Annotated in this window: 19 protein-coding genes and 2 pseudogenes; 7 read left to right on the top strand and 14 right to left on the bottom strand. The window is 38.3% G+C overall.

What is annotated here, in order from left to right; all coding sequences use genetic code 11:
• Positions 1–296: 296 nt before the first annotated feature.
• Positions 297–2,531: a DEAD/DEAH box helicase gene (locus tag JMM81_RS07290; RefSeq protein WP_256240899.1), complete on the bottom strand. Its 2,235-nt coding sequence runs from the start codon at positions 2,529–2,531 to the stop codon at positions 297–299.
• Between the two features lie 254 nt (positions 2,532–2,785).
• Here JMM81_RS07290 and JMM81_RS07285 point away from each other — a divergent pair, with 254 nt between their 5' ends.
• Positions 2,786–3,406 carry an RraA family protein gene (locus tag JMM81_RS07285; RefSeq protein ID WP_256240898.1) on the top strand — a complete coding sequence of 207 codons (621 nt, stop codon included), beginning with the start codon at positions 2,786–2,788 and terminating at the stop codon, positions 3,404–3,406.
• Between the two features lie 83 nt (positions 3,407–3,489).
• Here the strand turns inward: JMM81_RS07285 and JMM81_RS07280 are convergent, their stop codons facing one another.
• Complete coding sequence (locus tag JMM81_RS07280; protein ID WP_309143478.1) at positions 3,490–4,050, bottom strand: M15 family metallopeptidase; 561 nt, start codon at positions 4,048–4,050, stop codon at positions 3,490–3,492.
• 658 nt (positions 4,051–4,708) lie between these two features.
• On the bottom strand, positions 4,709–5,674 hold the full coding sequence (locus JMM81_RS07275; protein ID WP_256240897.1) for a 3-hydroxyacyl-CoA dehydrogenase family protein: 966 nt from the start codon (positions 5,672–5,674) through the stop codon (positions 4,709–4,711).
• Positions 5,675–5,894: 220 nt separating this feature from the next.
• On the opposite strand from JMM81_RS07275, the pseudogene JMM81_RS23005 reads away from it, so the two are divergent.
• A pseudogene (locus JMM81_RS23005) lies at positions 5,895–6,020 on the top strand (helix-turn-helix domain-containing protein); the annotation flags it as partial.
• Between the two features lie 234 nt (positions 6,021–6,254).
• Here the strand turns inward: JMM81_RS23005 and JMM81_RS07270 are convergent.
• The 3 genes from JMM81_RS07270 to JMM81_RS07260 all read right to left on the bottom strand — a co-directional run bounded on the left by JMM81_RS07270 (position 6,255) and on the right by JMM81_RS07260 (position 9,339).
• The gene (locus tag JMM81_RS07270; protein WP_256240896.1) at positions 6,255–6,383 is read right to left on the bottom strand and encodes a hypothetical protein; all 129 of its coding nucleotides are present in this window, start codon (positions 6,381–6,383) and stop codon (positions 6,255–6,257) included.
• A gap of 282 nt (positions 6,384–6,665) precedes the next feature.
• The gene (thrC, locus tag JMM81_RS07265) at positions 6,666–8,069 is read right to left on the bottom strand and encodes a threonine synthase (protein ID WP_256240895.1); all 1,404 of its coding nucleotides are present in this window, start codon (positions 8,067–8,069) and stop codon (positions 6,666–6,668) included.
• A 517-nt stretch (positions 8,070–8,586) separates the two neighbouring features.
• Positions 8,587–9,339, bottom strand: a complete 753-nt coding sequence (locus JMM81_RS07260; protein ID WP_256240894.1) for a YhcN/YlaJ family sporulation lipoprotein — start codon at positions 9,337–9,339, stop codon at positions 8,587–8,589.
• A 979-nt stretch (positions 9,340–10,318) separates the two neighbouring features.
• On the opposite strand from JMM81_RS07260, the gene JMM81_RS07255 reads away from it, so the two are divergent.
• A complete protein-coding gene (locus tag JMM81_RS07255) occupies positions 10,319–11,263 on the top strand; it encodes an LCP family protein (RefSeq protein WP_256240893.1) in 945 nt (314 codons plus the stop codon).
• Positions 11,264–11,789: 526 nt separating this feature from the next.
• Here JMM81_RS07255 and JMM81_RS07250 read toward each other — a convergent pair.
• From JMM81_RS07250 to JMM81_RS07225, 6 genes are all read right to left on the bottom strand, one after another.
• A complete protein-coding gene (locus JMM81_RS07250) occupies positions 11,790–13,373 on the bottom strand; it encodes a SagB family peptide dehydrogenase (RefSeq protein WP_256240892.1) in 1,584 nt (527 codons plus the stop codon).
• 24 nt (positions 13,374–13,397) lie between these two features.
• A complete protein-coding gene (locus JMM81_RS07245; RefSeq protein WP_256240891.1) occupies positions 13,398–15,338 on the bottom strand; it encodes a TOMM precursor leader peptide-binding protein in 1,941 nt (646 codons plus the stop codon).
• Positions 15,338–17,287, bottom strand: coding sequence for a putative thiazole-containing bacteriocin maturation protein (locus JMM81_RS07240; RefSeq protein WP_256240890.1), 1,950 nt, complete (start codon positions 17,285–17,287; stop codon positions 15,338–15,340). Before JMM81_RS07240 ends, JMM81_RS07245 begins: the two co-directional genes overlap by 1 nt.
• Positions 17,288–17,443: 156 nt before the next feature.
• Complete coding sequence (locus JMM81_RS23000) at positions 17,444–17,710, bottom strand: heterocycloanthracin/sonorensin family bacteriocin (protein ID WP_375162359.1); 267 nt, start codon at positions 17,708–17,710, stop codon at positions 17,444–17,446.
• Between the two features lie 390 nt (positions 17,711–18,100).
• Positions 18,101–22,039 (bottom strand): lamin tail domain-containing metallophosphoesterase family protein, encoded by a 3,939-nt coding sequence (locus JMM81_RS07230; RefSeq protein WP_256240888.1) that lies wholly within the window; start codon positions 22,037–22,039, stop codon positions 18,101–18,103.
• A 220-nt stretch (positions 22,040–22,259) separates the two neighbouring features.
• Positions 22,260–22,514: a YuzF family protein gene (locus JMM81_RS07225; RefSeq protein ID WP_256240887.1), complete on the bottom strand. Its 255-nt coding sequence runs from the start codon at positions 22,512–22,514 to the stop codon at positions 22,260–22,262.
• Positions 22,515–22,934: 420 nt separating this feature from the next.
• Between JMM81_RS07225 and JMM81_RS07220 the strand changes: the two genes are divergently transcribed.
• Together JMM81_RS07220 and JMM81_RS07215 are read left to right on the top strand one after the other, a co-directional pair.
• A complete protein-coding gene (locus JMM81_RS07220) occupies positions 22,935–23,405 on the top strand; it encodes a hypothetical protein (RefSeq protein WP_256240886.1) in 471 nt (156 codons plus the stop codon).
• Positions 23,406–23,567: 162 nt separating this feature from the next.
• Positions 23,568–23,867, top strand: a complete 300-nt coding sequence (locus JMM81_RS07215) for a hypothetical protein (protein WP_256240885.1) — start codon at positions 23,568–23,570, stop codon at positions 23,865–23,867.
• A gap of 382 nt (positions 23,868–24,249) precedes the next feature.
• On the opposite strand, the gene JMM81_RS07210 is transcribed toward JMM81_RS07215, so the two are convergent.
• Entirely contained in the window at positions 24,250–24,456 is a 207-nt protein-coding gene (locus JMM81_RS07210) for a Nif11 family protein (protein WP_256240884.1), read from the bottom strand.
• Positions 24,457–25,265: 809 nt separating this feature from the next.
• Here JMM81_RS07210 and JMM81_RS07205 point away from each other — a divergent pair.
• Together JMM81_RS07205 and JMM81_RS07200 are read left to right on the top strand one after the other, a co-directional pair.
• Entirely contained in the window at positions 25,266–25,571 is a 306-nt protein-coding gene (locus tag JMM81_RS07205; RefSeq protein ID WP_256240883.1) for an iron-sulfur cluster biosynthesis family protein, read from the top strand.
• Positions 25,535–25,780: pseudogene (locus JMM81_RS07200) on the top strand (transposase-like zinc-binding domain-containing protein); the annotation flags it as partial. The gene JMM81_RS07205 and the pseudogene JMM81_RS07200, both read left to right, overlap by 37 nt.
• Before the next feature lie 18 nt (positions 25,781–25,798).
• Here the strand turns inward: JMM81_RS07200 and JMM81_RS07195 are convergent.
• Positions 25,799–26,065: a hypothetical protein gene (locus tag JMM81_RS07195; RefSeq protein WP_256240882.1), complete on the bottom strand. Its 267-nt coding sequence runs from the start codon at positions 26,063–26,065 to the stop codon at positions 25,799–25,801.
• Positions 26,066–26,282: the final 217 nt, after the last annotated feature.

Raw genomic sequence — 26,282 nt, 5'->3', positions numbered from 1 at the left:
AATGATAGCCTTTTTTATTAATGAAAAGTTCTTCATAAATATTAATTTAAAATCATTTCTCCTACGGGCTGAAAAGAAACGCAATCCCCTATCACCTTAGCTACACCCTACACAGGCTTGAGGAAGGGAAATCCTTTTGAGAATTCTTTAAAAATAATCGGCTTTGTTAAACAATATTGTTGATCCTTTAAATTCCTTTGGTATACGTATCCATTAAGTTATTCCATGAAATCAAACACATGGCCACATACACCAAAGGCAAATTTTCAACATGAATCATTAACATAGCCAAATATCTAAAACTGCCCTAAAATGTATTCGCACATCTTTCTGGAATCCAGTCTAGCGGCAACGAATGGAGGCTGTACTTCTCTTACCCCCTCTAGCGGCAGACCTAGCCAGAAAAGTTGAGTGTCAATCATCACAAACGGAAAAGGAAAACTCTCCTGAATCCATTCATTTGTATGTAACTCACCCCACTCTTGGCCCGAAACAACTGTCAATTTTACACATTTTTCTCTATTCAACAGCTTGTCTTTCCATTCTCCAGATAAAACCGTATCCTCTGGTAAAGAAACTAAAACAGAGGATCGTGCGGATTCAATATCTTGAAAAATAGGCTCTAATTTCCGTGCATGTACCCACTGTAATCTTTCGTGTTGCTTCCGAATCCACGATCCAATTTCTTTTGTTGTGATTCTTTGATTATTCCTTACTTGGTGGTCGACGAGCTGTCTTAGCATTTTCCCCTGGTAAACATGTTTCTGAATAAAATTCTGATTGCTGACATGAAGAAACTTCCCTTTTGTTCTTGTAATCGCTACATTAATCAACCGTTCGCTATCCTTGCCAGTCAATAGCATACCGGCACGATTTTGCGGTCCACTGTCTACCGTATCAAAAATCATCACAGTCCGCTCACTTCCTTGGAACCTGTGAACGGTAGCGGCGATAATATCTGCTTCATGTCGCTCTTTCTCATATAAGTCTTCTAGCAACAACTCCATTAAATTTGCCTGAGCGCGATATGGTGTCACATATCCAATCGATTTGGCACCGCCAAGGTATGATTCATGAATCAATTGAAAAGAGAACAACAACTGCCATAGATTAAATCTCGAATTCGATACTCGATCGTTTACACAGTGCAGACCTGTGAAACTCGTATCCAAAAGGACGGCTGCTCTTCCTGGGAACGGAGCTTGTTTAACGATCCTGTTTCTGCTCTTAAAAACACTTTCATGATCACCTACAAGGGAATGGTAAATGTACTGATTCGTGAAGGCTGAAATATCAGGATGCATTCTCCGCTGTTCCCTTAATAAAAAGAGATGGGGGTGCAGTTCGCCTTTGCTCAATGAGTCAACAACTCTTGACAGATGAAACACATCCTCTTTCAGCCATTTGACAACAAGTGGATCCCAGCTTGAAGCAATCGGGGGCAATTGTTTGAAATCCCCGCAAATAATGACCCTTTTACCTAAAGAAGCTGCAAAAGCGGCCTGGGGAACATAAGCCATACTTGCTTCATCGAGGATGACCACGTCATAATCCTTTTCATAAACAGTTCTATCAGTCGCTGCCTTTGCAAGTGTCGTTCCCACGACATACGCTTCTTTCAAAAACTGAATTTCTTTCTGCCGGACTTTTTCCAGCAATCTTGCAAGCTTACTTTCAATCTCCAATAGATCGTTTGAATCTCTCTTACTAAAAGAACGAGCCAAGTCTTGCTTTAAATGGCGCCTTTCTTCTATTAGTTTATCCTTGTTTACCGCAAGCATGGGATCCTGACTTTCAATGAGCTGGTTTGTTGTGATTCCATTATGGGCAGCAAGCGCTTTGCCTGTATTCGATCCATAGCGAAGAATATCTCCTTCACAAAATCTCTCTTTCTTTTTGACGAAAGCAGCCATTTCCCCCAACAGAACATCGACAGCCTGATTGCTATGTGACAGAATCAACACTCGCTTTTCTTGAACATATTTATTAGCCGCTACCCTGGCCAATGTATATGTTTTACCTGTTCCCGGTGGACCCCAGACGAAGGTAACTGGATTGTATTTGGACCGTAAAACAAGTTCATGGACATTACTCTTGATCTTTTCAACAGGATGTTTTGCTTCCATTGAAGGATCCATCAACCTTTTAACCCTTAATCGCTTTCGTTTACTTTTTTTGATCTCGTCAAACCGCTCGATTAGCTGTTCAAGCAATTCCCATGGATCATGCAATAAATATGCTTCCTGTACGAGATCCCCTAGGGTTTTCTCTAATGAGAGAATAACCCCTTTTCCCTCGGAAGAAAGGACTCGTCCACTGCTTTTTACCCTGCCCCATTCCAGTTTAATCGTGGATCCCACCGAAATCCGCAAAGGGATCGCCGTATCAAAATAATAACTAAAAGGACCGTCGTTTGATAAAAGTCTGCCATTTGTGATAATGAACCGATTTCCACCATATTTTTTTAAATGACGTATCTCATTTTGCAAAGCCTTCTGCCATTCTTTCATATACGTTATCGTTGTTGTCATTTTTTCTCCTTAGAAAAATACCTCAGAAAATTTTGTTTCATGTGAGTGTTTCATGAAAAATATGTCTTTTAAAATTTTTTAAACAAGGTATATGTTACCACTATATTCTTGTTTAGATACGAAACCTAACTTGATATCTAAAATCAACTATGTGTATTTATATTTCTTTCAAAATAATTCTCTAGTTATTCATATCTTAAACCAATAAACACTATAAGTAGATTAATAATTTGATTTTCAGAGGATTGCCTACTATGTCATCAATTAAAGATAGATTTTATGGATTACCCACAACAGGAATTTCAGACGCATTAAAGGGCTTTAATCATATGGATTCGGTTATTAAATCCTTAAAGGAAAGTGACAAAATAGCAGGAAGAGCGTTCACGGTGAAAATTCCTGCAGAAGATAATACTGGGATTTTACGAGGAATTAGAGAAGCGCAGCTGGGAGATATTTTGGTCGTTGACGGCAAAGGGTATACAGGGCGAGCCGTTGCCGGTGATTTTGTTATAAGTCTTGCAAAGAATCTAGGATTGCAAGAAATAGTCATAGATGGAGCTATTCGTGATGTACAGGGGATTAAAGACTTGGATTTTCCCTTGTTTTGTCGGGCAACAACCATATCAGCAAGTCTAAAGGCCATAAAAGGAGAATTACAAGTTCCCCTCTCAAGTGGTGGGGTGAGTGTGAGTCCTGGTGATATCATTGTTGGAGATGCAGATGGTGTGATTGTCATTCTAACAGAAAAAGAGGAAGAAATTCTGCAAGCCACTTTAGAAAAGATTAAAAAAGATCGTCAAAGAGAAGAAAAGTATACTGGAAGCCGAGAAAAGGCCCTTCAGTACTTAAATCATGTATTTAAAAATAAATGAAGCAAGGGAAAAGGGTTCTCTTGCCTCCAGCGCCAAGGGAATCAATTTATTTTACCTGTCGGGGGGTAAGGAGGAGCAGACTTTCATTTCTCCATATCAACCGCTACCATGGGGCTTTCTCCTCCTTGTAGCTCCGCAAGACTCAGACCAAAGTCCATCTGTAAATGAGGATAATCTTTGAAGTTCTTCCAGTCTCCTCCCCATTCAAACCCAAGAACCTTAGCACTCTCTACAACTTCCATCCAATCCGAAGAACCATTTCCATTGCCATCATATTCAGTATCCCAAATCACTTCACCTGACTTTGTCTTTATCGCAAAGTCAACCGCAAGGCCAAAATTATGCAGTGATTCCCCACCTTTAGCATTTGTGACGATCGTTCCACCAGTAGTACGCCCTTTTTCATAAAGACGGTTCTGATCTTCAATGCTGCGGAACCCATCTGTTATAAGAATAGAAATTCCCTTTTCAGCAACGTTTTGAACGAGCTCATTTGTACGTTCTTCTACTACAGGGTGAAGATCACTTGGCATCGATACCTCTTTTTTTACTTCAGCTTTTGTTAAATATTGATAATATAGTATAGACACAATTAGTACAATACAAAGTGTAACGAATATGCTACCAAGCCTTTTTATTTTCACGACTTCCTTTCTATTAATCTAGCCTTATTTAACAGGACTTTAAACAGCTCTTATTCACAGACCCCTCGGCAATAATCATAATACAGAAAACTTCTGAGATTCTACTAATTTGTTTAACAGTTTCCCAACCATTCATTTCATCGTGCTTCTCCAGTATTTTAATTGCTTTTTGCTATAATTTAGGGGAACCTTTTTTACACACTTTAGTCATTCAAGCTAAATCCAAATAGTAACAAGAAAAAAACTGCCGAAGCAGCTTGTCTTGTATAAGACTTGCCCCCATTACTTTAACTAGTTTGTTCAATGATATACCTTAATCCTTAACTGATTAAATGAGACTGAGGAATCGTAAGTAAAATAACTTCAACCATAGACTTAGATATATATTTATATATGGTTCATTTATAAGATAAATTAAAAATACACGAAGTAAGGTAAATATGGATATACCTACTTCATCTTGTGTATTATATAAACCTCTCGTGGAACAATTCTGTGAAATAAAATTTTTCCGAGCGTACCTGTAACAGTAGCTCTTCAAAACTTAAAATAAAAAAGAAGTTGATTAAATAACCAACTTCTTTTTTATATGTTTTTAACTGTCGATAATCCTCAGATGGATTAAACCCAGATGCTTATTCCCATTTCAGAACACTTCTTATTTGGCAGATAACCCAGTTTCTTCCTTATTTTCTGCTTTTTGCTGCATTAACTTTAGAAGATCTAAGAAATTATCGTCTCTTGTATGGATGGCTTTTGCTCCATTATCATCATATTCGTAGAAACCTTTATTTGAACGTATACCAAGCTGTTCGTTTTCTACCATTTCTTTTAAGAATGAAGGAAGTTCTCTTGTATTAGATAGATCTTGTTCAATGTTGTGTACCATAGCTGCTGTTGTTTGCAGGCCGGCTAAATCTTGACTTTCCATTGGTCCGCAGAAAGCCCATTTAAAGCCCATGCTTCCTCTCACAGCGATATCGATATCTTCTGCCGTACATACTCCCTGTTCAATTAAGTTGAAGCATTCACGTAGAAAAGCCACTTGAACGCGGTTAACGATAAATCCGGTAATCTCTTTTTTCAGTACAACTGGAGATTTTCCGATTTCTTTCATTAAGTCATACGTTACATTTATGACTTTTTCATCTGTCTTCTCAAATTTAACAATTTCCACAATTGGTACAAGTTGTGGTGGGTTAAAGAAGTGAGTGATGATAAATCTTTCAGGATTCTTCGCTCTTTGCGTTAATTCTTTTAATGGGAACGTAGAAGTATTAGACGAAATAATTGTCTTTTCAGAGACAACGCTTTCAATGATTTCATAAGTATCTAATTTTGTTTCAAGAACTTCGGGAATTGATTCAAGAATGAAATCAGTATCTTGTATAGCTTCTCGTAAATTTGTTGTATATGTAATATTAGCTAATGTCTGATCCATTGCTTGTTGAGTCAGCATGTCTTTTTCAACCATAATCTTCAAGCTGTTCGTCATAAGTTCTCTTGCTTGTTCCAATGATGTTTCGCGTCTAGCTTGAATACGTACATTATATCCTGCTTGGGCAAATAATTGAGCAGCGCCATGTCCCATAATACCTGCTCCAAGTACTGTGATATTCTTCATTTTAATACCCCATTTCGTATTATTTATTCTTTCATAACTGGACTCGATGCTCCATTAAGATTAAGAAGCACCTTACCATTTATGATAACTTTATTTTATTATAACATTGTTCTTTCGGAAAGATTGTAATTTAAGTTACAATCTTATTAAGAAGATGGGAAAAAAATGAATCAAAAGAAGCGAATTTATATAGTGCAACCGAAAAGATCGGTACCTTACAACGATACAAAAAAACAAGGAAACAGGTAAATCTTACTCAATGGATTATACACATCAAGATTTAGCTGAATTGATTGGTATTGCCAGAGTAACCACAACAAAAGAATTAAAAAGGTTTGAAAAATGAGGATGGATTTCATTAACTTACCGAAATATCCAAATACTCGATGAAGCGGCTTTAAAAGAATATTTATTATCTTAAGCCAGAGGTTCACTGACTCGGTTAAACGAAGCCTTAAATAATTTAATTCAGAATAAGTGTGTTCTGCGAATAACAAAGTTACAGATGTAAATACAAAATAAAAAAGCCTTCTAGTTTTGGTGAAGGCTTTTTTACTACTATAATTACATTTAAGTATTTTTACCATTCTAGAGTTCGCTCTAACAATTGATCAATCTCAATTTGCTTCGATTTAAAACTATTATTCTCTGATGTTAGATCCGCAGTAGATTCTAGTAGTTTATCGATATCAATTTTAAGGATTCCCATAATCTAACCTAACCTCCGAAGTATGAGTTACTATACTATTCGATCAATATATATCTTACTTGGGGGTAGGGTATGATAAAAATGAACAAAGTTCTCTATGACGCCTGAAAAATCTTATTTCATACGATTGTTCCACAAATAATTTAGAAGAAAAAAGGGTAGTCTCCCGCTGATTTACAGCATAGAGATTACCCTTTTTTATAAACAAAAAAACTAATTCGATATGAGATTAGGATCATTCAAATTATACTAAAGCAAGTTTTACAATATTTCCCATATATTTCATTGGGCAGAAGAACTAAAATGCTTCTCTAATTTACGGACAATTTCATCATTTTCCGCCTCGACCACTTCTTGATATTGCGGTTTATCAAATAATTGACTAATTTGTTCAGGGAATACCTGCTTAATATCACAAAGTGCAATGGATTCATTGAATTTTGCCGGATGAGCAGTTGCAAGTGTGACACCTACCTCACTAGGATCGTTACAGGTTTCATATGCAGCGACCCCACAAGCAGTATGTGGATCAAGTAAATAACCTGATTCAACATGGTACTTTCTGATGATTTGCAAGCATTCTTCTCCTGCTACTCCATGTGCCGCAAAATCTTCTTTTACCTGACGCAGTTGTTCCTCATTCACAACAATTTTGCCTTCTGACTTGAATTGATCCATTAAGGCAGTTACTTCGCTTGGATTTTCATCAAGTAAGTAGTACAGATAACGTTCGAAATTGCTGGCTACTTGAATATCCATCGAAGGGCTATATGTGCTGCGGAACTCACCAGGCTGGTACACTCCATCCTTAATAAAACGCTCTAAAATATTATTCTCATTTGTTGCGACAATAAGCTTACCAACTGGAAGACCCATTCTCTTCGCCAAATAACCAGCAAAGATGTCCCCGAAATTTCCAGTCGGCACACTGAAGTTTAGGGTCTTTATGTCTTTCTCTTTTGCCACTTGGAAATACGCATAAAAGTAATAAACGGTTTGCGCTAAAATTCGAGCAAAGTTAATGGAATTAATCGCACGCAGATGATATTTGTTTTTGAACTCCAAATCTGCGAATAATTCCTTAATCATTCTTTGACCATCGTCAAATGTTCCTTCAATCGCTAAATTCAAAACACTTTCGTCATGAACAGTCGTCATTTGTAACTCTTGAACCTTACTTACTTTTCCATGAGGGTGCAAAATACAAATGCGGATTCCTTCTTTTCCTCTTACGCCCTCAATGGCTGATGCACCTGTATCCCCTGAAGTAGCACCAAGAATATTGATCGTTACACCTGTCTTCTTTGCTATATAGGAATACAAATTCCCTAAAAATTGCAGAGCAACATCTTTAAAAGCAAAGGTTGGACCATGGAACAATTCTTGCACATACATGTTATCCTTTACCTTTTGAACAGGAGTTACCTCAGGATGACGGAAAGTTCCATAGCTTGCCTCGATTAATTCTTTGAGTTCATTTTCTGGAATTTCCCCATCAACATAATAGGAAATGATTTCGTATGCTAATTCCTGATAAGTCAACTGGGACATTGCCTGTAGCTTTTCTGCAGGGATTTGTGGGATTCTTTCCGGAACTAAAAGTCCTCCATCCGTTGCCAGTCCCATCAAGACTGTATCAATAAAGCCAATTTCACTTACATTCCCGCGTGTACTAATATATTTCATAATATCCTCCAAGTAAAAAATATAATATATTACTATCGTTACCTATAATTGTCTGTAGGTCAATATGGAATATACGTATTAGCTCAAAAAATTTATTTATTTATTACCTGTTCTTCAGATAACTTTTTTATTTCTTCAAATTTATTCCATTCTTCACATAGATTCCAATCCTCAAATGAATCAACACGAATAATTATCGTATATCCATACAACATGCAACACAATGGAACAGTCTTTTTCTCATAATAAAAGCCCCCTTGAATTAGTATCAAGTGAGCTACGAACCGAACAGTTTTCGAGATAAGCCTTACTCAGTTTTCTCTCACAGTCTATAACGGTCTTATCGAAAATTGACCGTAAACCGTAACAGAATATCTATTATATACACCAAAAAATTAACATAAAATCACCGTAAAATATCATTAGTTTATCAAATTCTTGATCTAAATTACCTTAAGCAATCTTGTTCGTTTGTTTTTGAATACGCTCAGATATCTATATCCTCTTGCTAATCATTTTACCTTCCAAAGAAATCATTGACTGTGTCATTGAAATCTTCAAATAAGCCGTCTCTATTCCTGTTTGTTCTGATATCATCTGCAAACGTATTCATTCTATTATACAAGTCGGGATTATTGGAAACATATACTTTGTGGACCTTCTTGTCAACCTGCCGTACCTGATCGGCTATTTTTTGCTCAAAAGCATTAGATACTTCACTATAATTGTTCTTTAGTGAAGCAATTTCCCCTGCATTATCTCCGGTGGCTCCATTCTCATCTCCATTTCCTACTCCAAAGATATTATTGTTGTTTCCGCCATTGTCTGCACCTGTATTTTGGCGATTTTCGCTTCCTGCATCACCTTGTCCGTCAATAATGCCATCACCTGCCATACCATTATTGCCATCCTGATTAACGGTCCCATTTTCGATTAATGTTCTTCCGTTTCCATCCAGTGCATCATTTACTCTGGTATTTCCATTATTGTCCATATTGTTATTTGCATTGCCTGTTCCTGCGCTTTCTCCATTGTTGCCATTATTGGTCCCGTTTCCTGCAGCATTGTTGTTATTAACTAGCCTGACAGCTACATAGGCATTATTGTTTGAGATGATCACGTGCGCCTCATCTACTTCTTCCATCTTCTCTACCTGAAGCTCTGCACGATCTGAAACTGTAAGAGTGCCATTATTATTATTGACATTGTTTACATTCCTCATTCTTACTTGTTTTGTTTGTACTGTTTGACCATCGGTAGTATCATTCATCGCGGTATCATCATTACCTCCGCAGCCTGCGAGACACAGTGACAATACTGTGGATCCTAACATCATCCAACTTTTTTTCATTTTGCTCACTCCTTTTGGTTTACTAGTCTATATGATGGCTAAAGTAAACAGAACTATTCGGGAGAATGAAGCAAATTTTAGTTCAAAATAAAAAAACTCATCCAATATGGAATATATAGGTTTATAAGGTCTTAATTTCCTCTGTGATTGGAGTTTCCCTCAAAAGTAAGATCAAATGACCCGTTGAAAGTATTTTCTCCTTTAATAACCTCAAGAATGGTTTTTGTGACAGCCTCTCGCGGAATAGAACTTCTTTCATGGTTTTCTGCTGCAGTCACTGCTTGATGAAGTAGTAAAAATGATTAAAGAGAATGAAAAAGCAGGAGTAGAACATTTTTTATGATCAACGCGCTTCAGGCACACAATTGAGAAAATTGGAATGAAAAAATTAAACCTAATTATTTCGCAAAAATTATGCTGATAAAATGTTTGTCCAAAGTACATTAACTTATACTACCATCTGTCTAGGCATATATTTTGAACTCAAGGATCTGACCTTTAGTTAATATTGGAATATCAGTTAGATAACCATGCAATGCCTAATTAATTTAGATTTACCGATATTTACTTAGCGAATATCGACTTTTTTATTTGAAAATATCTTAAACTACCTTTTCTCGGTTTATTGGCAGCACACTATTTACTAGACTAATTACTATGTGTTTTAGGTTTTACAGAAAAAATGAAAACAATGTAATCAGAATTTCAAAGAAATGTAATCTAATATTCAAAAAGATGAAAACTAATTATGGGATAATGACTACTTCAAGAGTTTGTAAAAAAGATCGAAACTCCTTCTTTTTCTGTTTAACCCTTTCAGAAACTGAAGATGCTTCCATAATCTAATGGGGATACATTTAAATATCGTTTGTAAGTTAATTATTATTCATCCTAGGTGGTGCAAAGTTTGGCACGGACGAAAAAGAAAAAAACAAGAGTAAAATGGGGTAGAGTATTTGGCTCCCTTCTTCTCATAGGGATCTTTATGGTTGGTCTTTTTAATGTATTTCAGTACATAGAAAGAACGATAAAAACACTCAACCAACCACTTAAAAAAGTTGAAGCAAATCATTCGTTTCAAGGAGAAAAAAGTAAAATGGATGCAGTCAATGTTCTTTTATTAGGAAGTGACTCACGCGGAGAAAAACAAGCTCGAACGGATACGATTATGGTTGCACATTATGATCCACAAACTCATAAGACAAAACTTATTTCTCTAATGCGTGATGTGTATGTCTCTGTACCTGATTATGGGCAGCAAAAATTGAATGCAGCCTATACATATGGAGGTCCAGAATTACTAAGGGAAACCATTAAAGAAAATTTCGAGCTGGATATTCATTATTATGCGATTATCGACTTTAAAGGATTCGAAAAAGCTGTCGATCTCCTCGTTCCAAATGGAATTGAAGTAGACATACCATATGAGATGTCCTCTGGTATAGGAATGACGTTAGAAGAAGGTAAGCAACAACTGCATGGTACAGAGTTGTTAGGATATGTCCGTTTTCGTCATGATCGTTTAAGTGACTTCGGACGAGTACAAAGACAGCAAGAAGTGATCTCAAAATTAAAGGAAGAAGCTGTAAGTCTAAATAGTGTGGTGAAACTTCCTGAGCTATTAGATCTTTTAAATACATACATCGATACAAATATTGATACTTCCACACTTTTGACGATCGGAAAAGACATTTTGACTAAGAAAAGTGGAGATATAGAAACATTACGCATCCCTGAAGATGACAGTTTTCAAAATAAACGTTATGAAGGGATTGGTGAAGTATTAGAAGCGGACTTGCATCAAAATAAAGAAGCTCTTAAAAAATTTTTAGGAGGAGAATAAAGTAATAGTGTTGGTCAAAGTGAAGAATAAAAGTAATAATACTCATTCAATCAACCCCTTTTTGCCAGCTTATGCAAGCCTTTTACTGAGTGTTGGAATGCAAAAAAGAAGCCGCATAAACACATAAGTACTATCGTTGTGCATGCATAGTGTTATTTCCAATTCCAGCTACAACCCTAAATAGCCCAGTCCTGAGCAAAGACTAGGCTATTTAGGGTTAGTTAATTAATATTTGGATCTGAATTAAACTCTTTTACCGCTCCATTTCCTATCACAGGGACAAGAACTTCCTTGAACTACCCCTCCCTACTCACTATCGTTCCTTGAGGAAGGGGTATTCTCGCCTATTTACGATAAAGCCGAACTTCTCAACTTTCTTTGGATATTCAGGTTTGGTCGACACGTCTCTTACCTCAAATGGAATTCCTTTCTAAGTTAGTACTTTTTTGACCATGGTGCATTCTATGCAATCCTTACTGTACATAACTATTCTTGCATCACAAACAGAGCGTTACTCTTGCCTCTCCTAACTAAGCAAACTCGCCTTTAACCAGGCGCGCGGACGGTATGGACCCACCGGGATTTGGATCAAACTAGTTTTTCCTTTCGAATCGATCCTGTAAAGTTTATCACATTGATTCGCATCGAATCCTAGCAGTGGATGCCCCCCCATCCCTAAGGCACACGATACCAAGAGCAGTCGTTGCACAAGAATACCCGCTTCCATCTGTTGAATGCGATATCCCCTATATCCCAATTTCTCTTTGAGGTGATCCTTGTCTCCAACGACATGCATACAGAGCGGAACTTGATACAGATTCACATTGGGCATGGTTAATCCACATTGTAAAAACTCCCGGTAATCCCCTTTGGTTATTCTCCGAAGTGCATGGGCGCTATTGTCATAAGAGTAGGCTCCACTCGGAACTCCCTCCACATTATAAAAACTGCCATACAAAGAAACACGAGTATCAAGATTCCCATATGTGTCGTCAAGGTCATTCTGATACGCGAAGGAAAATATTTCTTTTAATAAAGTGGATAGTTGTGTTTGACTCACTTTTCCTATCATAAAATCCATATCAGGGGAAAACCGGTTCCTGCAAACGGATGCGAGATCGTACGAAAAGCACTCCGTAAATGGAAGCAAGATGATCTCCGTATCTAAGGAAAGTTTCACACTTTTATTTTTCTTTATCTTTACAAATGACTGTGTTGTCTCGAACATGGATGCCTCATTCAGTTTTCTCAACATCGGATAATCAATGATTCTCTTTGAACGGTTATAGGAAACATGATTCAACAATGGCACTTCCCGGCACAATTCAGCGACAGAAACCATTTCTTCTGTATTTTGGTCGTTATCAACACCATTGATAGATGGTTTCATACTTAATGGGATCACCGCATATACACTTTCATCCTGTTCGGATAGCCCTAACAAATGATTAATAGAGCGATCAAGAAATTGGTAGCAGACCCGTGGGTAGTACCCCATCCGATTAGCGACTTCTAATGTTTGCCCAATTAACACACCTGCATCTAATCCTTGGAGTCTGTAGGAAAAATTATTGTATTTATAAAAATTTTTCCAAAAAACTGTCGAGACAAAAACGGTACAAAAACAGTCAGAACCATTAAAGCTATTTTCAAGACTTCTGGATAAGTAGAAATCGTAATCTCCCTCTCGTAACAAAATGAGCCGATGATGTGCCACATCATAATGGTAAATTCCCTTTCGAGTGTCATCCAGCTTTACATACACATATAATTCATTGGGATACAATGCCCCTCCAGAGGGAGCAAATCTCCGTAACGACTGAGTAAAGCTCACATCTTTTTCCTTGGTTCCCTCGTTTAAAGCGGATTGAGAATATTGAGTTAGACCGTATACATACCATAAGAAATGACCAAGTTCTTCCAGACTGGGGTTTAGATGAGCTTCTCGTTTCTTGAGTGTTAATGGTACTTCTGCAGTAAGAGGGATCTCTGGCAAGCCACGGTACAGTTTATAGGGAAGTGGCGCATCTTCCCAATCTACCTGCCAATCCGTCGGAAAGATTTTATCCGTGTCAAAATGTAGTTGATGTAGAAATGTTTCCAGCTCCAAATCTTTTGTCCTCCTACTCTTCCATTATGGGAACGGATGGGGATATGGATTAAGCTGTTCATACGATAACGGTTTCTTCACAAATCCTAGTTGCATGGGTACCTTGAGTACCCTCTCCAGACCTTTTACGCGGGTAAGGTGATGCCCAAATGTCATCGGTAACATTCCAGGAATCAATACCTTTACACAGAATAATCCATTTCGTTTGGTGATAGGCGTTGTTTGGTCAACCACAATGACTTCAAGGTTTAAATGTCGGAACCTCTGAAGGATATCCTGAAGATCATCCTTCAAATCAGTATTTGCCGGCGGCTTCTTGAATTCCTCAGCAAACGTACGTAAAGGACGATGATCATCCAATAAAAAATTCAGTCGTTCCTCTGCTTTTCGCAGACCGTATAGCATCCCATGGTCCTCCATGGAACGTACTGTGAACGGATCTTGCAGCATCGCTTCATATTTTTGTCGGTTTTCCTCCAATTTTTCGTCATCCCTAAACATCATTCCTGCAAGCTCGTAAATCGTGCTTTTTACAGCCCTTACAGGATCAGGGTTAGCTCCGGCTGCACAAATGAGGTTTACACCCTTGGATCTTCTGTTTTTTGCCACTGCCCAAACGCTTGGAATCTCATGTTCCATCGTCGAATTGTAAAAATGAAGGTCATATCCCGCCACCTCACGTATACGGTCGACCATCAGCTGCAATTCTTTATCGTTAGCAGAACGAAGGTCAAGACGCGGAAGGGGGAGCTTAGCATACCAGGTTAGTAAAAATGAATCTCGCTCGACGACTTCCATAATGGCATGAAATATGGCTTCTTCTAAACTCCCCCCTAATGCACATCCATTGGATGTCTCATATACAAAGCCCTCCCCACAGCCCAAACTATAATAGGCAAGTAACTCCGGAATCAAAATAGGACGTTCTTGTAAGAATGAGTAGCCCCAGACCCAATTCATTGGAGAATCAGGATTAAACGGTTTAAACGGAAAATGTGGCTTTTCATATTGTCCCTTTTCATGTAACCCTACTCTTGTAGGATTTAGTGCTTGATTCTCTAAATGATGATAACTATCATGAACGACTGTCCTTTTGCCTCGAGGCTCGATCCCGCAATATCGCTCCAAACCTTCCAAAATAGCAGTTAGCTCACTCATTTCATAAGAATTAGACCTTCCTGCTACTCCCTCATCCGCTCCAAACAGAGGCATGTTCACTAAAACATCAGCAAACGGCAACTTGAAATCCTGCATTTTCCCATTCATGAGCCCTGTACGATAATCGAGATAATCTTTAACTAGCACTGTTTTTAATTCATCCATTGATCGGCAACGATAACCACCATCATTCATTTTAGGACTAGACTCTAACCTGATTTTAGCTAATTCTGATGTGTCAATAGGTAATGAACTGCACATCGGGCAAGATGGGTCAAGCAAGAAATGGTGACTAGAGTTCGATAATGTTCTCAGGTTAGTAATGAACACCCTTTCTTCTAAGAGACTGGATTCTCCTTGAAGAACCCTCCGCACCTCATTACATATCAAAGTTGCCATTTGCGATAGTCCCGTTCGTGATGCCCAAGCATCTCGCAGTATACCTTCTCCTGCTGCTATTCTCACTTGAAACTCCCGCATTTCTTGACGATCTGGACCCGCTATCATGCGCCGTATGTCAGCACATTGAGAACACCCCTGTGTATCGGGGCGTACGAATGGACCCATTATTCCCTCCCCAAAAGAAACAAAACCTCGAAGCCATGGAATACCTGCGGCCCTGAATCTTTCTTCCGCTTTTTGATGAACCGATGGATACCAGGCATCGTGCAGCACCAGAGCCAATTCTATTTCTTCGGGAATCTCTTCTAATATACTTTGACGCTTTATGAGATAGTTCCCGGACAATTGATTATAGACAAAATCCGCTAATAAACCTTTTCCATCCATTAGAATACTGGCTGCCATTAGGATTCCTCCTCTCGAACCTGTACACCAAACACCCCTGCCAGTTCCTTTTTTAAAAAAGGTTCGAACGAAAGGTCATAAACGAATAAGCGTTTCCTGTTTTGGTGTAAGAACTGAATGGAAGATTGTAATAGCTCCAATTGTGTCATTTCATCACAAGAAGGGATTTTGAGTTTAGATTCCTTTTTTTCAAGAAATTCGGCTGGCTCCATTTCATGCCTTACCATTGAATTCACCTGGTTTTGAGTATTCAAAAGTGCTTGTTGTAATGCATTTCGTAATGCCAACGTTATATTTAAACCCGCCCTAGTGTACGATCGACCATTCGACCTTATCCGTATGACAGGAAAGCCCAGTATATCCTCTTTTAAATCGATGATCGGTGGACCATTTAAGGTAGTCAGCGCATCTAAATAAAATCTGCACGGCTGATCTTCTATTGATCCTAGCTGCACATCAAAGATCGTGCCCAGCTGCTCAACCTTTCTTTCTCCCAATTCTTCGTCTAAATATACTTGCAGCCCTCGACAAACAGCCTCTTCGATTGTTTCCCCTGCACCGATGCCTATAAACCCTCCTGACATGTTCATATGAGCTTTATCTTTCTGATCTCTGAATTCCTTGATCACTTGTGAAACATACATTTCAATGCCCATCAGCCCGGCATCTCTTTTTGCTTCCTCATGTGTGAGACCGGTACAGACAACTTCTGACAGAAGCTCTGCCGGTCCCTCAGACACTGGGTTAACTGCTTGAACATAGCACTGTGCAAGAGGAAGCTGTGTCAAATTTCGTTCCTCCCAGGTATGGAAAATTCCTATCTCTTCGGAAGTTAATCGACTGAAATATTCCAGGAGATTACTCAAGGGGTCATTTCTGTCCGATTCCTGTTTGAGCCTTAAATCAAAATCTTCAACCAGTCTAGGCGTAACACTTCTAGACGTAGCCAACGGATGTGTGATGAATGATAACCAGTCGCCTTTCAGCGTTTCAAGATCAAGCAGGTAAATTTGATTACTTTGATTTGAACCTGCAATTCCTGTAGCCTTCTTGAAAAACTCGAATACAGTGATATTCGCCAGAATCGATCCCGCTGTTGAAGAGTAAGTTTGTAGCTGCCGATCTTCTTGCAATGCAGATTGATGGATGCGACGCCATGCGGACTCCCAGCATCCCTCTGATTCCGGATGAACCAATGGACCTGTAAGCCCCACTTGGTCTAAACATATGGCGGGTAGAAATGCCTTCCTCTCCTCTTTGCAAACTGAATTAAGATTCCTTAGTTCATTTATATTTCCATCCTGCGATACATACAGAATCCAATCATAGGGCTGCACAACTTGTTTCCAAAAACTTCTGTGCCCCCCTTTTTCAAATGGGACCTCCTTTACCACCACCTCGGAGTCATCTTTATGAGCATTCTGTACCAGCTCATTCATCCGAAGCCGATTTGTAGGTTTTGATTCTGTTACCATGAAATGGAATTTAGGAATTCCCGATTCGATTAATGCACCAGCCAATGCAACTAGAATGGGACCAGATCCAACAGCCAGAACTTTAGCCTGACGGTATCCTTGAAAACGGTACCCACCAGAATCTACAAAATTCTCAATAAATTCAATTTGTGAAGCATATTTTTCGAGAACTTTTGCTTTTAATTGATGGGGAGTATCTTTACTTACATCTCGAACAAAGCCATTCTTGTACAACGTTTCTCCGATCTCATAAACCCTGTCCCGATAAGGGGCCGTTAATCCCTCTGTCAAATCTCCCAATGTTTGCTCCCCATTGAACATTGGTATCAGTTTTTCAATCCACTGATAGATGGTACCTCCTTTCATACGGAATGAGCTTTCGTTATTTCTAAAATACGCACCTCCTTCTTGATCAGGTAGATAAAATGTATCCCTTTTTACCTTCAGACGTGTGGACGCGTTAAGTTTTGTCATTCAGCTCCTCCTTACTTCTAATCGTTACGAATTATGCACTATCATTGTATGTACTTTTATTTGTCCTTTATGATTAACCAAAAAAGTAGTGCCCCTGCTACAAGTCATGCAGGGACACTTTTTTATCATTAAATAACTAAATTTTTTAAAGAACGATTAACTTCCCCAACAGCGGAAACAGCTATGACATCTAAAACAGTTAAAGCAGCTAAAGCAGCTAAAACAGTTAAAGCAACTAAAACATCTGAAGCCACCGCATCGGCCTCCACCTCCGCATCGGCCTCCACCTCCGCATCGGCCCCCACCTCCGCATCGGCCTCCGCCTCCGCATCGGCCTCCGAACGTACCAAAATCACCAAACTGGCGCGGGTCTTGACTTTGAAGATCCATAGGAATTAACTCACCAACTTGGTAATGATCCATTCCTAAATTTTGTAATTCATCTTGAAAATTATACATTTTCTCTTCTCCTTTTGTATTTAATAATCAGGTTAAACCGACACCCGATAGGAGAGTTAGACGAAGGTAATTAGTCAGGTTTAGGCATACAAAACCATCAGATACTACGTGTATACTCTCTTCAACAAAATATGACTCCTTTTAGGTGGTTGTTACTGATGTACCAGCCTATATTTCGTTGAAGGTACCACAGAATCTTACTTCATGACAGGAAGCACTAGTTGATTTATCCTATGAAGTAAAAAAGGAGAACCAGTCATTCTTTTGACCAGTTCTCCTCTTTCAATTAAGAATTCTTACCATTTTAAGAATTCTTACCGTTTCCTGTAACGATACGGCTATAGAAAGAAGAATCTACTTCTTCTTGTTCTTGCTATTATTTTTCCCATCACCTGTCGTGAATGTCCAGATGTCAGAGACGGTTCTTCCTGTATAATCATCTTCGACTACGGTATACCAGGCGTACGTTTGGTGAGGTTCTAAATGGTTCCAGCGTACTTGTACGTCTTTTCCGCTTTTTACATTATTTTTCTTTCCGATCAAGGAATCAGTGTAAACATTGACGGTAAAGTTGTCGGTTGCCATTCTTTTTTGTTGTGGTTTAAGGTTTAAATTGATGACAAACTCATCTTTATTCGGATACTTGTCAGGATCATAATAATTATAATCGTTCAAGTATGGTGAGTACGTATTTACAATGATTCGGTTTTGATCTTGATCAAAGTGGAGTAGGCGCATGTAACCTTGTCCTCCTTCAGGACCTGCTTGATAATTCGCTAGCATTTGATATACCTTGCGATCCGGGGTTCCATCCCCGTTATCATCAATCAAATCGATTAATGTTTGCGCTTCGTGATAATGCCCTGCTAACACCATGATCACATTTTTGTTTGGAACGACGACTTCATTATAGATTTTATCCCCTAGCGGATGTCTCGTACCTGTTGACAGTAAGTATTCATGGAAGCTTAAAATAGCTTTCCGGTCCGGGTGTTCAGCCAGCACTTGATTGATCCAGGCAATGGATTCATCATCCACTCCCCATCCCATATAGACCATGATATAATCATTGCCGTTCGCTGAGATTAAATCATAATGTCCGCGGTTATTTTTGTATGATCCGCTATAATAAGGACGATCCTTATAACGATCTTCTCCAAAGAATCGGTAAAACTGTGTATAATCGGACGTTTTATGATCAACATCATGATTTCCTGCTAACACCCCATACGGAATATTAGCACCATCTAGAGTTTTCATAAACTGAGAAGCGTTTTTCCATTGTTCTTCCTTATCACTTACATTCACCAAATCACCGGTATGGAAAACATATTTCATCTTCATGGCCTGTGCGTTTTCAACAATCCACTGTGTTTGACGGTCAAAAACATATGGGAAGCTTTCAGAATAATATTGGGTATCCGACATCCAGACAAACGTATAATCATAATCATCTGGAGAAACAGGAATTTCATCTTGAACAAGGACGTTGATTTTACTGTCCTTCATAAATTCTCCTGCTTCAACATTTTGTTTAAGGATAAAATCTTCTTTTCCCGCTATCATTGAATCCAGCATGACCCACTCATTTTTTTCATGGCTCCAAGCGTACATCGATACTTTTCTGCCTTCTAATGAGTGGCCTTCCCATGATAATTCCACGATATCCGATTCATCCACCGAGCTGTCGATCGTCACATCAAAACGATGATACGGGAATTGCGTGTTGGAATCTGTCACTAAGTATTCGTCATCCGACGAGGCAATTTTAGAAATTTCCTCGTGTACAAGGACGGCAGTTTCCCCTGCAGGAATCATTTCTTCTGGCGGTTCAGTGTCCACCGCGTTTTTAAATACTTTTACCTGATCACTGTTCAGAGCGTTATATTGGAATCCTTTGTAGAACGAAACGTCGAGATCATCATTCGTTGGATCGGTTACATTCACCTTTAAATGAGTTGTTCGTTTTTGCTCCTCTGCTCCAACCTGCGGTGAAACGAGTTTCGGTTTTCTAGGTAATTCATCAACTACAGAAAACGGAACCTCGACCTCTGTTTTGTTTCCGATTTTATCAACAGCCATAATCGTTAATGTATGACTGCCTGGTGATAATTGGGAGGAGGAAGTTTCATATGGTACGGTGATCACTTCATCATCCAGTTTGACTTGCGTAGAATCCACACCCGCTAAAGCATCACCTGCCTTCACTTCAATCATGAATTTACCTTTATATTCTTTATTTTTCTCGATATTCGTCTTAATCACAGGTGCCGTGTTATCTACGTGTACTTTTATTGTTACATCAGGATTCACAGAATCAGTCGCACGAATGGTATGTTTACCATCAGCGACGGTGGCGGTATTCCATTTATAGGTTTTCGAAAGCCTTTTGTCCTCTGGGATGTTTATCGTAAAATCAACTGCTGTATTAGCATCATTCATGGCAATTACTTTTTCAGGATCACTGTATTTCGGGTCTTGGATAACTGTGCCATCTTGGAGCACGAGTCTGACATTTCGTAGGCTGTAATCGTCCCTGTTTTCTCCATTTTCCGTTGGAAATGGAGTGGCTTTGTCGCCTGAGCGAATCGTAAAGATATTGGCTCCTTCTTTTAGCTTTTCAGGTTGAATCGGAACCGTGATCGTTTTCCATTGCGGGATCCAATCATCAAAAATACGAAGAACTTCATCCCCCATGGTCACACCGTTTTGGAAAAAAGTATTGACTCCACTGACTTCAAAGGCTAAGTAGCTTTCACTTTCAAGTGAACGGAAGGTGTCTTCCGTCATCTCTTTTTCATCAATAAACAATTGAACCTTTTCTGGAGACACTACAGTAGATGTTGCTTTTACTATGTTTTCTCCTGAAAGGAATTCTGCATTTTTCACATTGAGTCGCAATGGATCAGAATTCTCATCACTTTTAATTGTGACTTTATGCGTTTCCGTCTTGGTTTTATTTTTACCATCTGAGGCTTCGTAATAATATTCGATTGATTCTTTTGCAATCAAATCCGGTGAATAAACGGTAAAATGGTAGAGCAAATCATTATAATCTTGCTGCAAGAGTACTTTTTTAAATTGTGATTGCTCGTTATTTTTATAAAATAACGCAATCGTTTTCACCATCTGATCATCTTTTGCATCGGCTGTTAGGATTAAATCTTCCTTTTGATTGATTTCAGTCTTTCCTGTTACATCTTCAATCGTTGGTGCGGTCGTATCTTCAGGGATTTGGACGGTTTTGGCTGGAACCTGTACCTGCAAAACAGTACCAGGTGTTGCCGCTTCTTTGCCTGCACTTATTTTGTCCATTTGATTGGTTCCATCTATCGGATACTTGTAGATGATCCCCTTATCGGCACTCGTGTCGTCGACTCCAGATTCCTCATTATAATAGGCAACAGAGCTTTCCATATCCGTATTGGTTGCAATGACAATTCCTCTTGTACTACCGTTTGCCATTCCTGCTGAGTAAATTTTGATGATATCCTTATTTTCAACTAGGTTTACTTTGTAATGGTTGTTAAAATCCGCGACGGTTTTCTCCCCATTTTGATCATTGATAATCCAGAAAACCATCGTTCCTTTTGATGGAATGACAAAATCATCCGGCACCGACTCCCAAATCACATCGGTTTCAGGATCTGAACCATAGCGATATTGAATTTTATAATCCTCGAACGAAATAGGCTGGTCGGTATTATTATAAATTTCAATGAATTCATACCCGTCAGCACCGCCGACATTCGAGGTGTCAGGCACCACTTCTGTTACAAGCAAATGCGGCATTTTATTAAAATCAAGGTTCGGCTGAGATACGGTAATCTCGTGTTCGTCCGTCCTGCTTGTATTTTTACCATCGGAGGCTTCGATATAGTAGGTCAAATCGGATTCAACCTCAATACCAGGAATGGTAACTGTAAAATGGGCCGGGTTTTCCGGCATCACGGTCATGGCCAATGAAGTGAAGGTTTCATCCCCCTCATTTTTATAGTAAAGAGTTGCATATGGAACAGACAGATCGTCTGTCATATTGGCTTCCATGACAATATCGGTGTAAGCCTGACTTCTGCTGAGTGGTGTATGCTCAATCATAGGTGCGACAAGATCTTCTGGAATTTCATCCAGAGTTTCCTCTTTAATGGTTGGCTCTACTGGTATCGGAGAAGTTCTACCTTCGTCTGTTTCCTCCGCTTGCACCATCGTTGCCATTGGGGTGAATTGAACTAGAATGAGACAAAATGCGATTAAATACTTGAATAATATCCTTATATCCCTTTTTTTCTTCACAACTGCCTCCCGCCATTTCGACAGAATATTTTCTTACATCAATTTCATTAACAATTTAGTAATAGCATGTTATTTTTTTGTTATTTAATGTAAATAACTTATATTTATTTGGAAAACTCAAACAGGCCAACTCATTTAACATGAGCTAGCCCATTGTTTCTTATTGAAATCCGTAGCGAACAGGAATGTGTTTCTACTCTCCCTAATGATGTAGCTAGTTTTAAGATTCTGGCATGATCCAAACGATTTCACTTATACGAACAAAAAATATAGAATCATGTTCTTGGATGACAACATGATCAACTTTAGCATCAACAACTGTTCCGCTAACGGAACCACGTGTTGTATCAAGGACGGCTCTTTTTCCTATTAGACTACGAAGTGCCTCATATACGAAAGGCTCTACGACAACAACTTGCATCGGTCCATTTTGTGTCATTTGCGGGTTTGCTCGATAGGTATATAGATGGTTCATTCTCTTTCCTCCAAGTATAGTGTTGCTTTACCTAATCAAGTTATGACACGGTAGCTTGACATGTTCCAAGATCAACATTTCAGAAGCGATATGCATAGCTGAATCAATGGATGCTTTACAAGCACGCTGTATATTTAGAATAAGAAAATCTTCTTTCGAAAGGAGGCAGTGTCATTTACTCTTTTTTTGAATCTAGTCTCAATGACTGTGAGATGAAGTTATCCTCCGTCTATTTTGAAAAAGTCCTGAAAAAGTCCCAGTGACACCTCGAAATATCTTGTTTCATAGAAATGTTTCACGAATCTTTTCGATATTACCGACACTCAGCGATAATCATCCTAATACTTAATACTGCCATACGAAGTTTTGAAAAAACAGGTGGTATGATATAATTATTAAATTAAAATACTTGGAGGTCGTATGCTTACTTTCGAAGAAAAATTAGCGATTATTGAGTCTTTTCCAGAACTGGAGAAAAGAAATGTGTCTATGGGGAGAATTAATTTTCATTATGAAGCGAGTGCATCAGATAAAAAGAACGTAGTCTATCATTTACACTCTAATGGGAATGGTTTTGTATATGGAGCAGAATTAAATGGTTATAAAAAAAATGAAAAAGGGATGGTTAACATCCGTGATTTTTCTGCAGATGAACTTCGAACCATTATTCAAAAATCCATTCTCTCTTTAACTCCAAAAATAACCACTGAAGCGCCTATGATTGCAGATCAAAAGGAAGAAAAATGGATTAACCAGGATCATCAGACCTTGATTCTTGTGCATGAAGAGGATATGTGGAGTGTATATGCAGGCCTCAATTTAGATGGAGCTTTCAACTCTTATGGCGAAGCGGCAGAATATCTGAATGAAGAAGGATTTACTAGATTATAGTTTGGAAACATTCATATGTATGTTCCTGTAGGGCTTAGCTTTGATCACAGTGGCGCCCTGTGAAAAATCTTGTTTCATACAAATGTTCCAAGGGGGGTTTTGGGATCAGACCCCATAATTAATACAGCAGGATTTCTATATTAAGATTTAAGGAGGATCCAAATGAATCAAAAAAAGTTGCAGGATCAAATCATCGAGAACTATCAAGGTGAAGAGAAGATGATGATTCTCATCTTTGCCCAGTGGTGCGTCAATAATGATCTCCTTCCTGAAGAAGTCTACCTGCGCGCTTACCCCAATCAACCAGCTAACCAAGCTTTGAGAGAAGCGTTAGACTTAACTGTACCTAAAGAAGAAGCAGGTGAGGTAGCGGATCAAACCTTGCTGGGAGTATTATCCTTGTTCGGAAACGATGACCTTGCTTTTATCGTGACAGAGGAAATTAATAAGCGGAAGAAATAGAAGGAGTCAAACAGTTCATTCACCATTCTCTATGTTATTATAATCACAAGCTCATTCAAGGAGTACCAGAGTAGGGAAACATGGAAACATGGGGACGGTTCTCTCAATGGTCCAGAGGGACAGGTCCATTGTCCCAGTTTTCTATCCTTTTTTCTACGATTGAAAGAGTATTTCCATTGAAATGGGACGCAGTACCTGTCCCCTCGATCCATAAAAAATAAGCGCACCTTTCTGGTACGCATCACAAATGGCCGTATATCACGATTTTTTTAATCGAATATACGGCTTATTTCATTTATTTGCTACATTCTGCCTGAATCATTTTTGACCATGGCATGTATTTTCCACCTGCTATCGAGTCCAACTCTGCGTCTGATGATTCTCAGCCTTGTTGAGGGGCAAGATTTTTTAAAAAAGCAGCTATTTCAGCAACCGTTACATCGTAGCCCGCTTCCTTAGCAAAAACTACTAACTTTTCTCCAGTCACTTCATGTCCTACCGTTTCTACATCCTTTACAATTTCTAAAAATTTGGCTTGCAGGCTGCTGTCTGCTAACACTTTTAAATACAGTTCATTTAATTTAGACATCACTTATCCTCCTTTTGAGTGATGAAGAATCCTTTTGTGAGTAGGTAAAAAACCTACGAAACGATTAAGGAAAAGGTATTCTCTATCGAGATTATTTTACCACAAGTTAAAATAAAAGTGCTAAGCGAGAACGACTTTGGAAGAACTTCAAAAGCATAGTTTAAAGGGTCGAATGGTCCAGAGGGACAGGTGCATTGTCCCAGTTTTCTATCCTTTTTATACGATTGAAAGAGTGTTTCCATTGAAATGGGACGCAGTGCCTGTCCCCTCGACCCATTTAGGAGTTCAACCCAGCATCAAGTACTTTTACCGCAGCGACATCAAAACGCCGCTCCATTGTAATGTTGTTGTTGATATATTAACCATCTTGATCATCCTTTACTAATAATTTTATTAGGAAATTATACTGATAGCATAATGTTTTCCTAGATTCCATCATTTCGAATATATGTTCTCATTTCATTCAAAACGACTTAGAAATAGTAAAACAGGAGAACCGCCCCATGTTATTTGCCCAATGCCTAAATAAAATAATTTATTGGTATAAACTAGTTATTTGACAAAAAATATTACTTCATTTATATTAAACATATACCACGCAGGGTATAAAAAACTATCATTACTCACTATTTATAATTTTTAAATCTCTACACAAATGTGGATTCAACTTGAAAAACTATACACATTTTTCCCCAGCAATATTTATTGCACAGTGTTCCGTTGACGATCATTTTAGGCTTTATCATGGGAACAATAGTATTTTATGTTTTTTAAGTTTAAATTTTTAAAAATAAATGGAGGGTTTATTTATGGAGATTAAGGTAACAGAAGTAGCGTTGGAAACATTAAAAAAATTATTAGCAAAGGACAAAAATAATCAAGCAATATATATTTATTTGGCAGGTATCGGTTGTGGAGGTGGAGGAAAAGCCAGCTTTTCACTTGCACCTGTTAATCAAAAAGAAGGTGAAAACGTTTTAGAAATAGAAGATATAACATTTATTTACGATCGTCTAATGTTATTCCATACTAAAAATATACTAATTGACTACACCCCTTCTGCTTATGATCAAGAAATATGGCTTCAAAATTTTATCATAAAAGATGCCAAATAGGCATCTTTTATGAAGCCTGTTTGCAAATAGCACGATTTGAGGCAATGAAACAAAATTTGTTTCCAGAAGAGCCAGATAAAATCACAAAACTTCTCAATACCATTTGTAAAGCACGATTTGCTTCGGGTATGGCTTGTGTTCATTGTGGTAGTACATTCGTTAAGCATAATGGCAAATATCGCAGTCGCCAACGCTTTCTATGCAAGGATTGAGGGAAGAGTTTATCCTTAGAAAATCTCTTCCTTCTTTACATCTAAGATTTCTGTAATTTCTTCTTTTGCTTTTTCAACGTTGTCCATTTCTTCGAAAATCACTTTCAAGTCAACAGTTGTATCTTGAATTTCCTTTACTCCATATCCATTTTCCTCAGCGACCTGCTCAATTGGCTGATCATAATACAAATTATAATAGCCATATAGATTCAGCTTTTCCATTGATTCATCTACTGTTACAAATGGCATCGTAACCGTAAATTCATGTAATACATACCTCATATACACCATCCTTACTAACAAAATGCTTTTTTCATTGAAATGTTAATTTTTAAATTTGTATATCATTATAGCCCATTCTCTCTATCTTTTTTACAACCTTAGCAGTACTCTTGTATTCCTTTTAAAAATTTGTTACAGGTAGTTCCTAAACATAATTATTCCTGGTATCTAATGTTTCACCATTCTTTTCCTCTAGTAGCCTAAGCACAAATGAAAA

Origin of the sequence: Bacillus sp. V3B (assembly GCF_024494465.1) — a bacterium.
In the GTDB taxonomy this organism is placed as follows: domain Bacteria; phylum Bacillota; class Bacilli; order Bacillales; family Cytobacillaceae; genus Bacillus_BD.
This window is presented reverse-complemented; position numbering and strand designations above follow the sequence as displayed.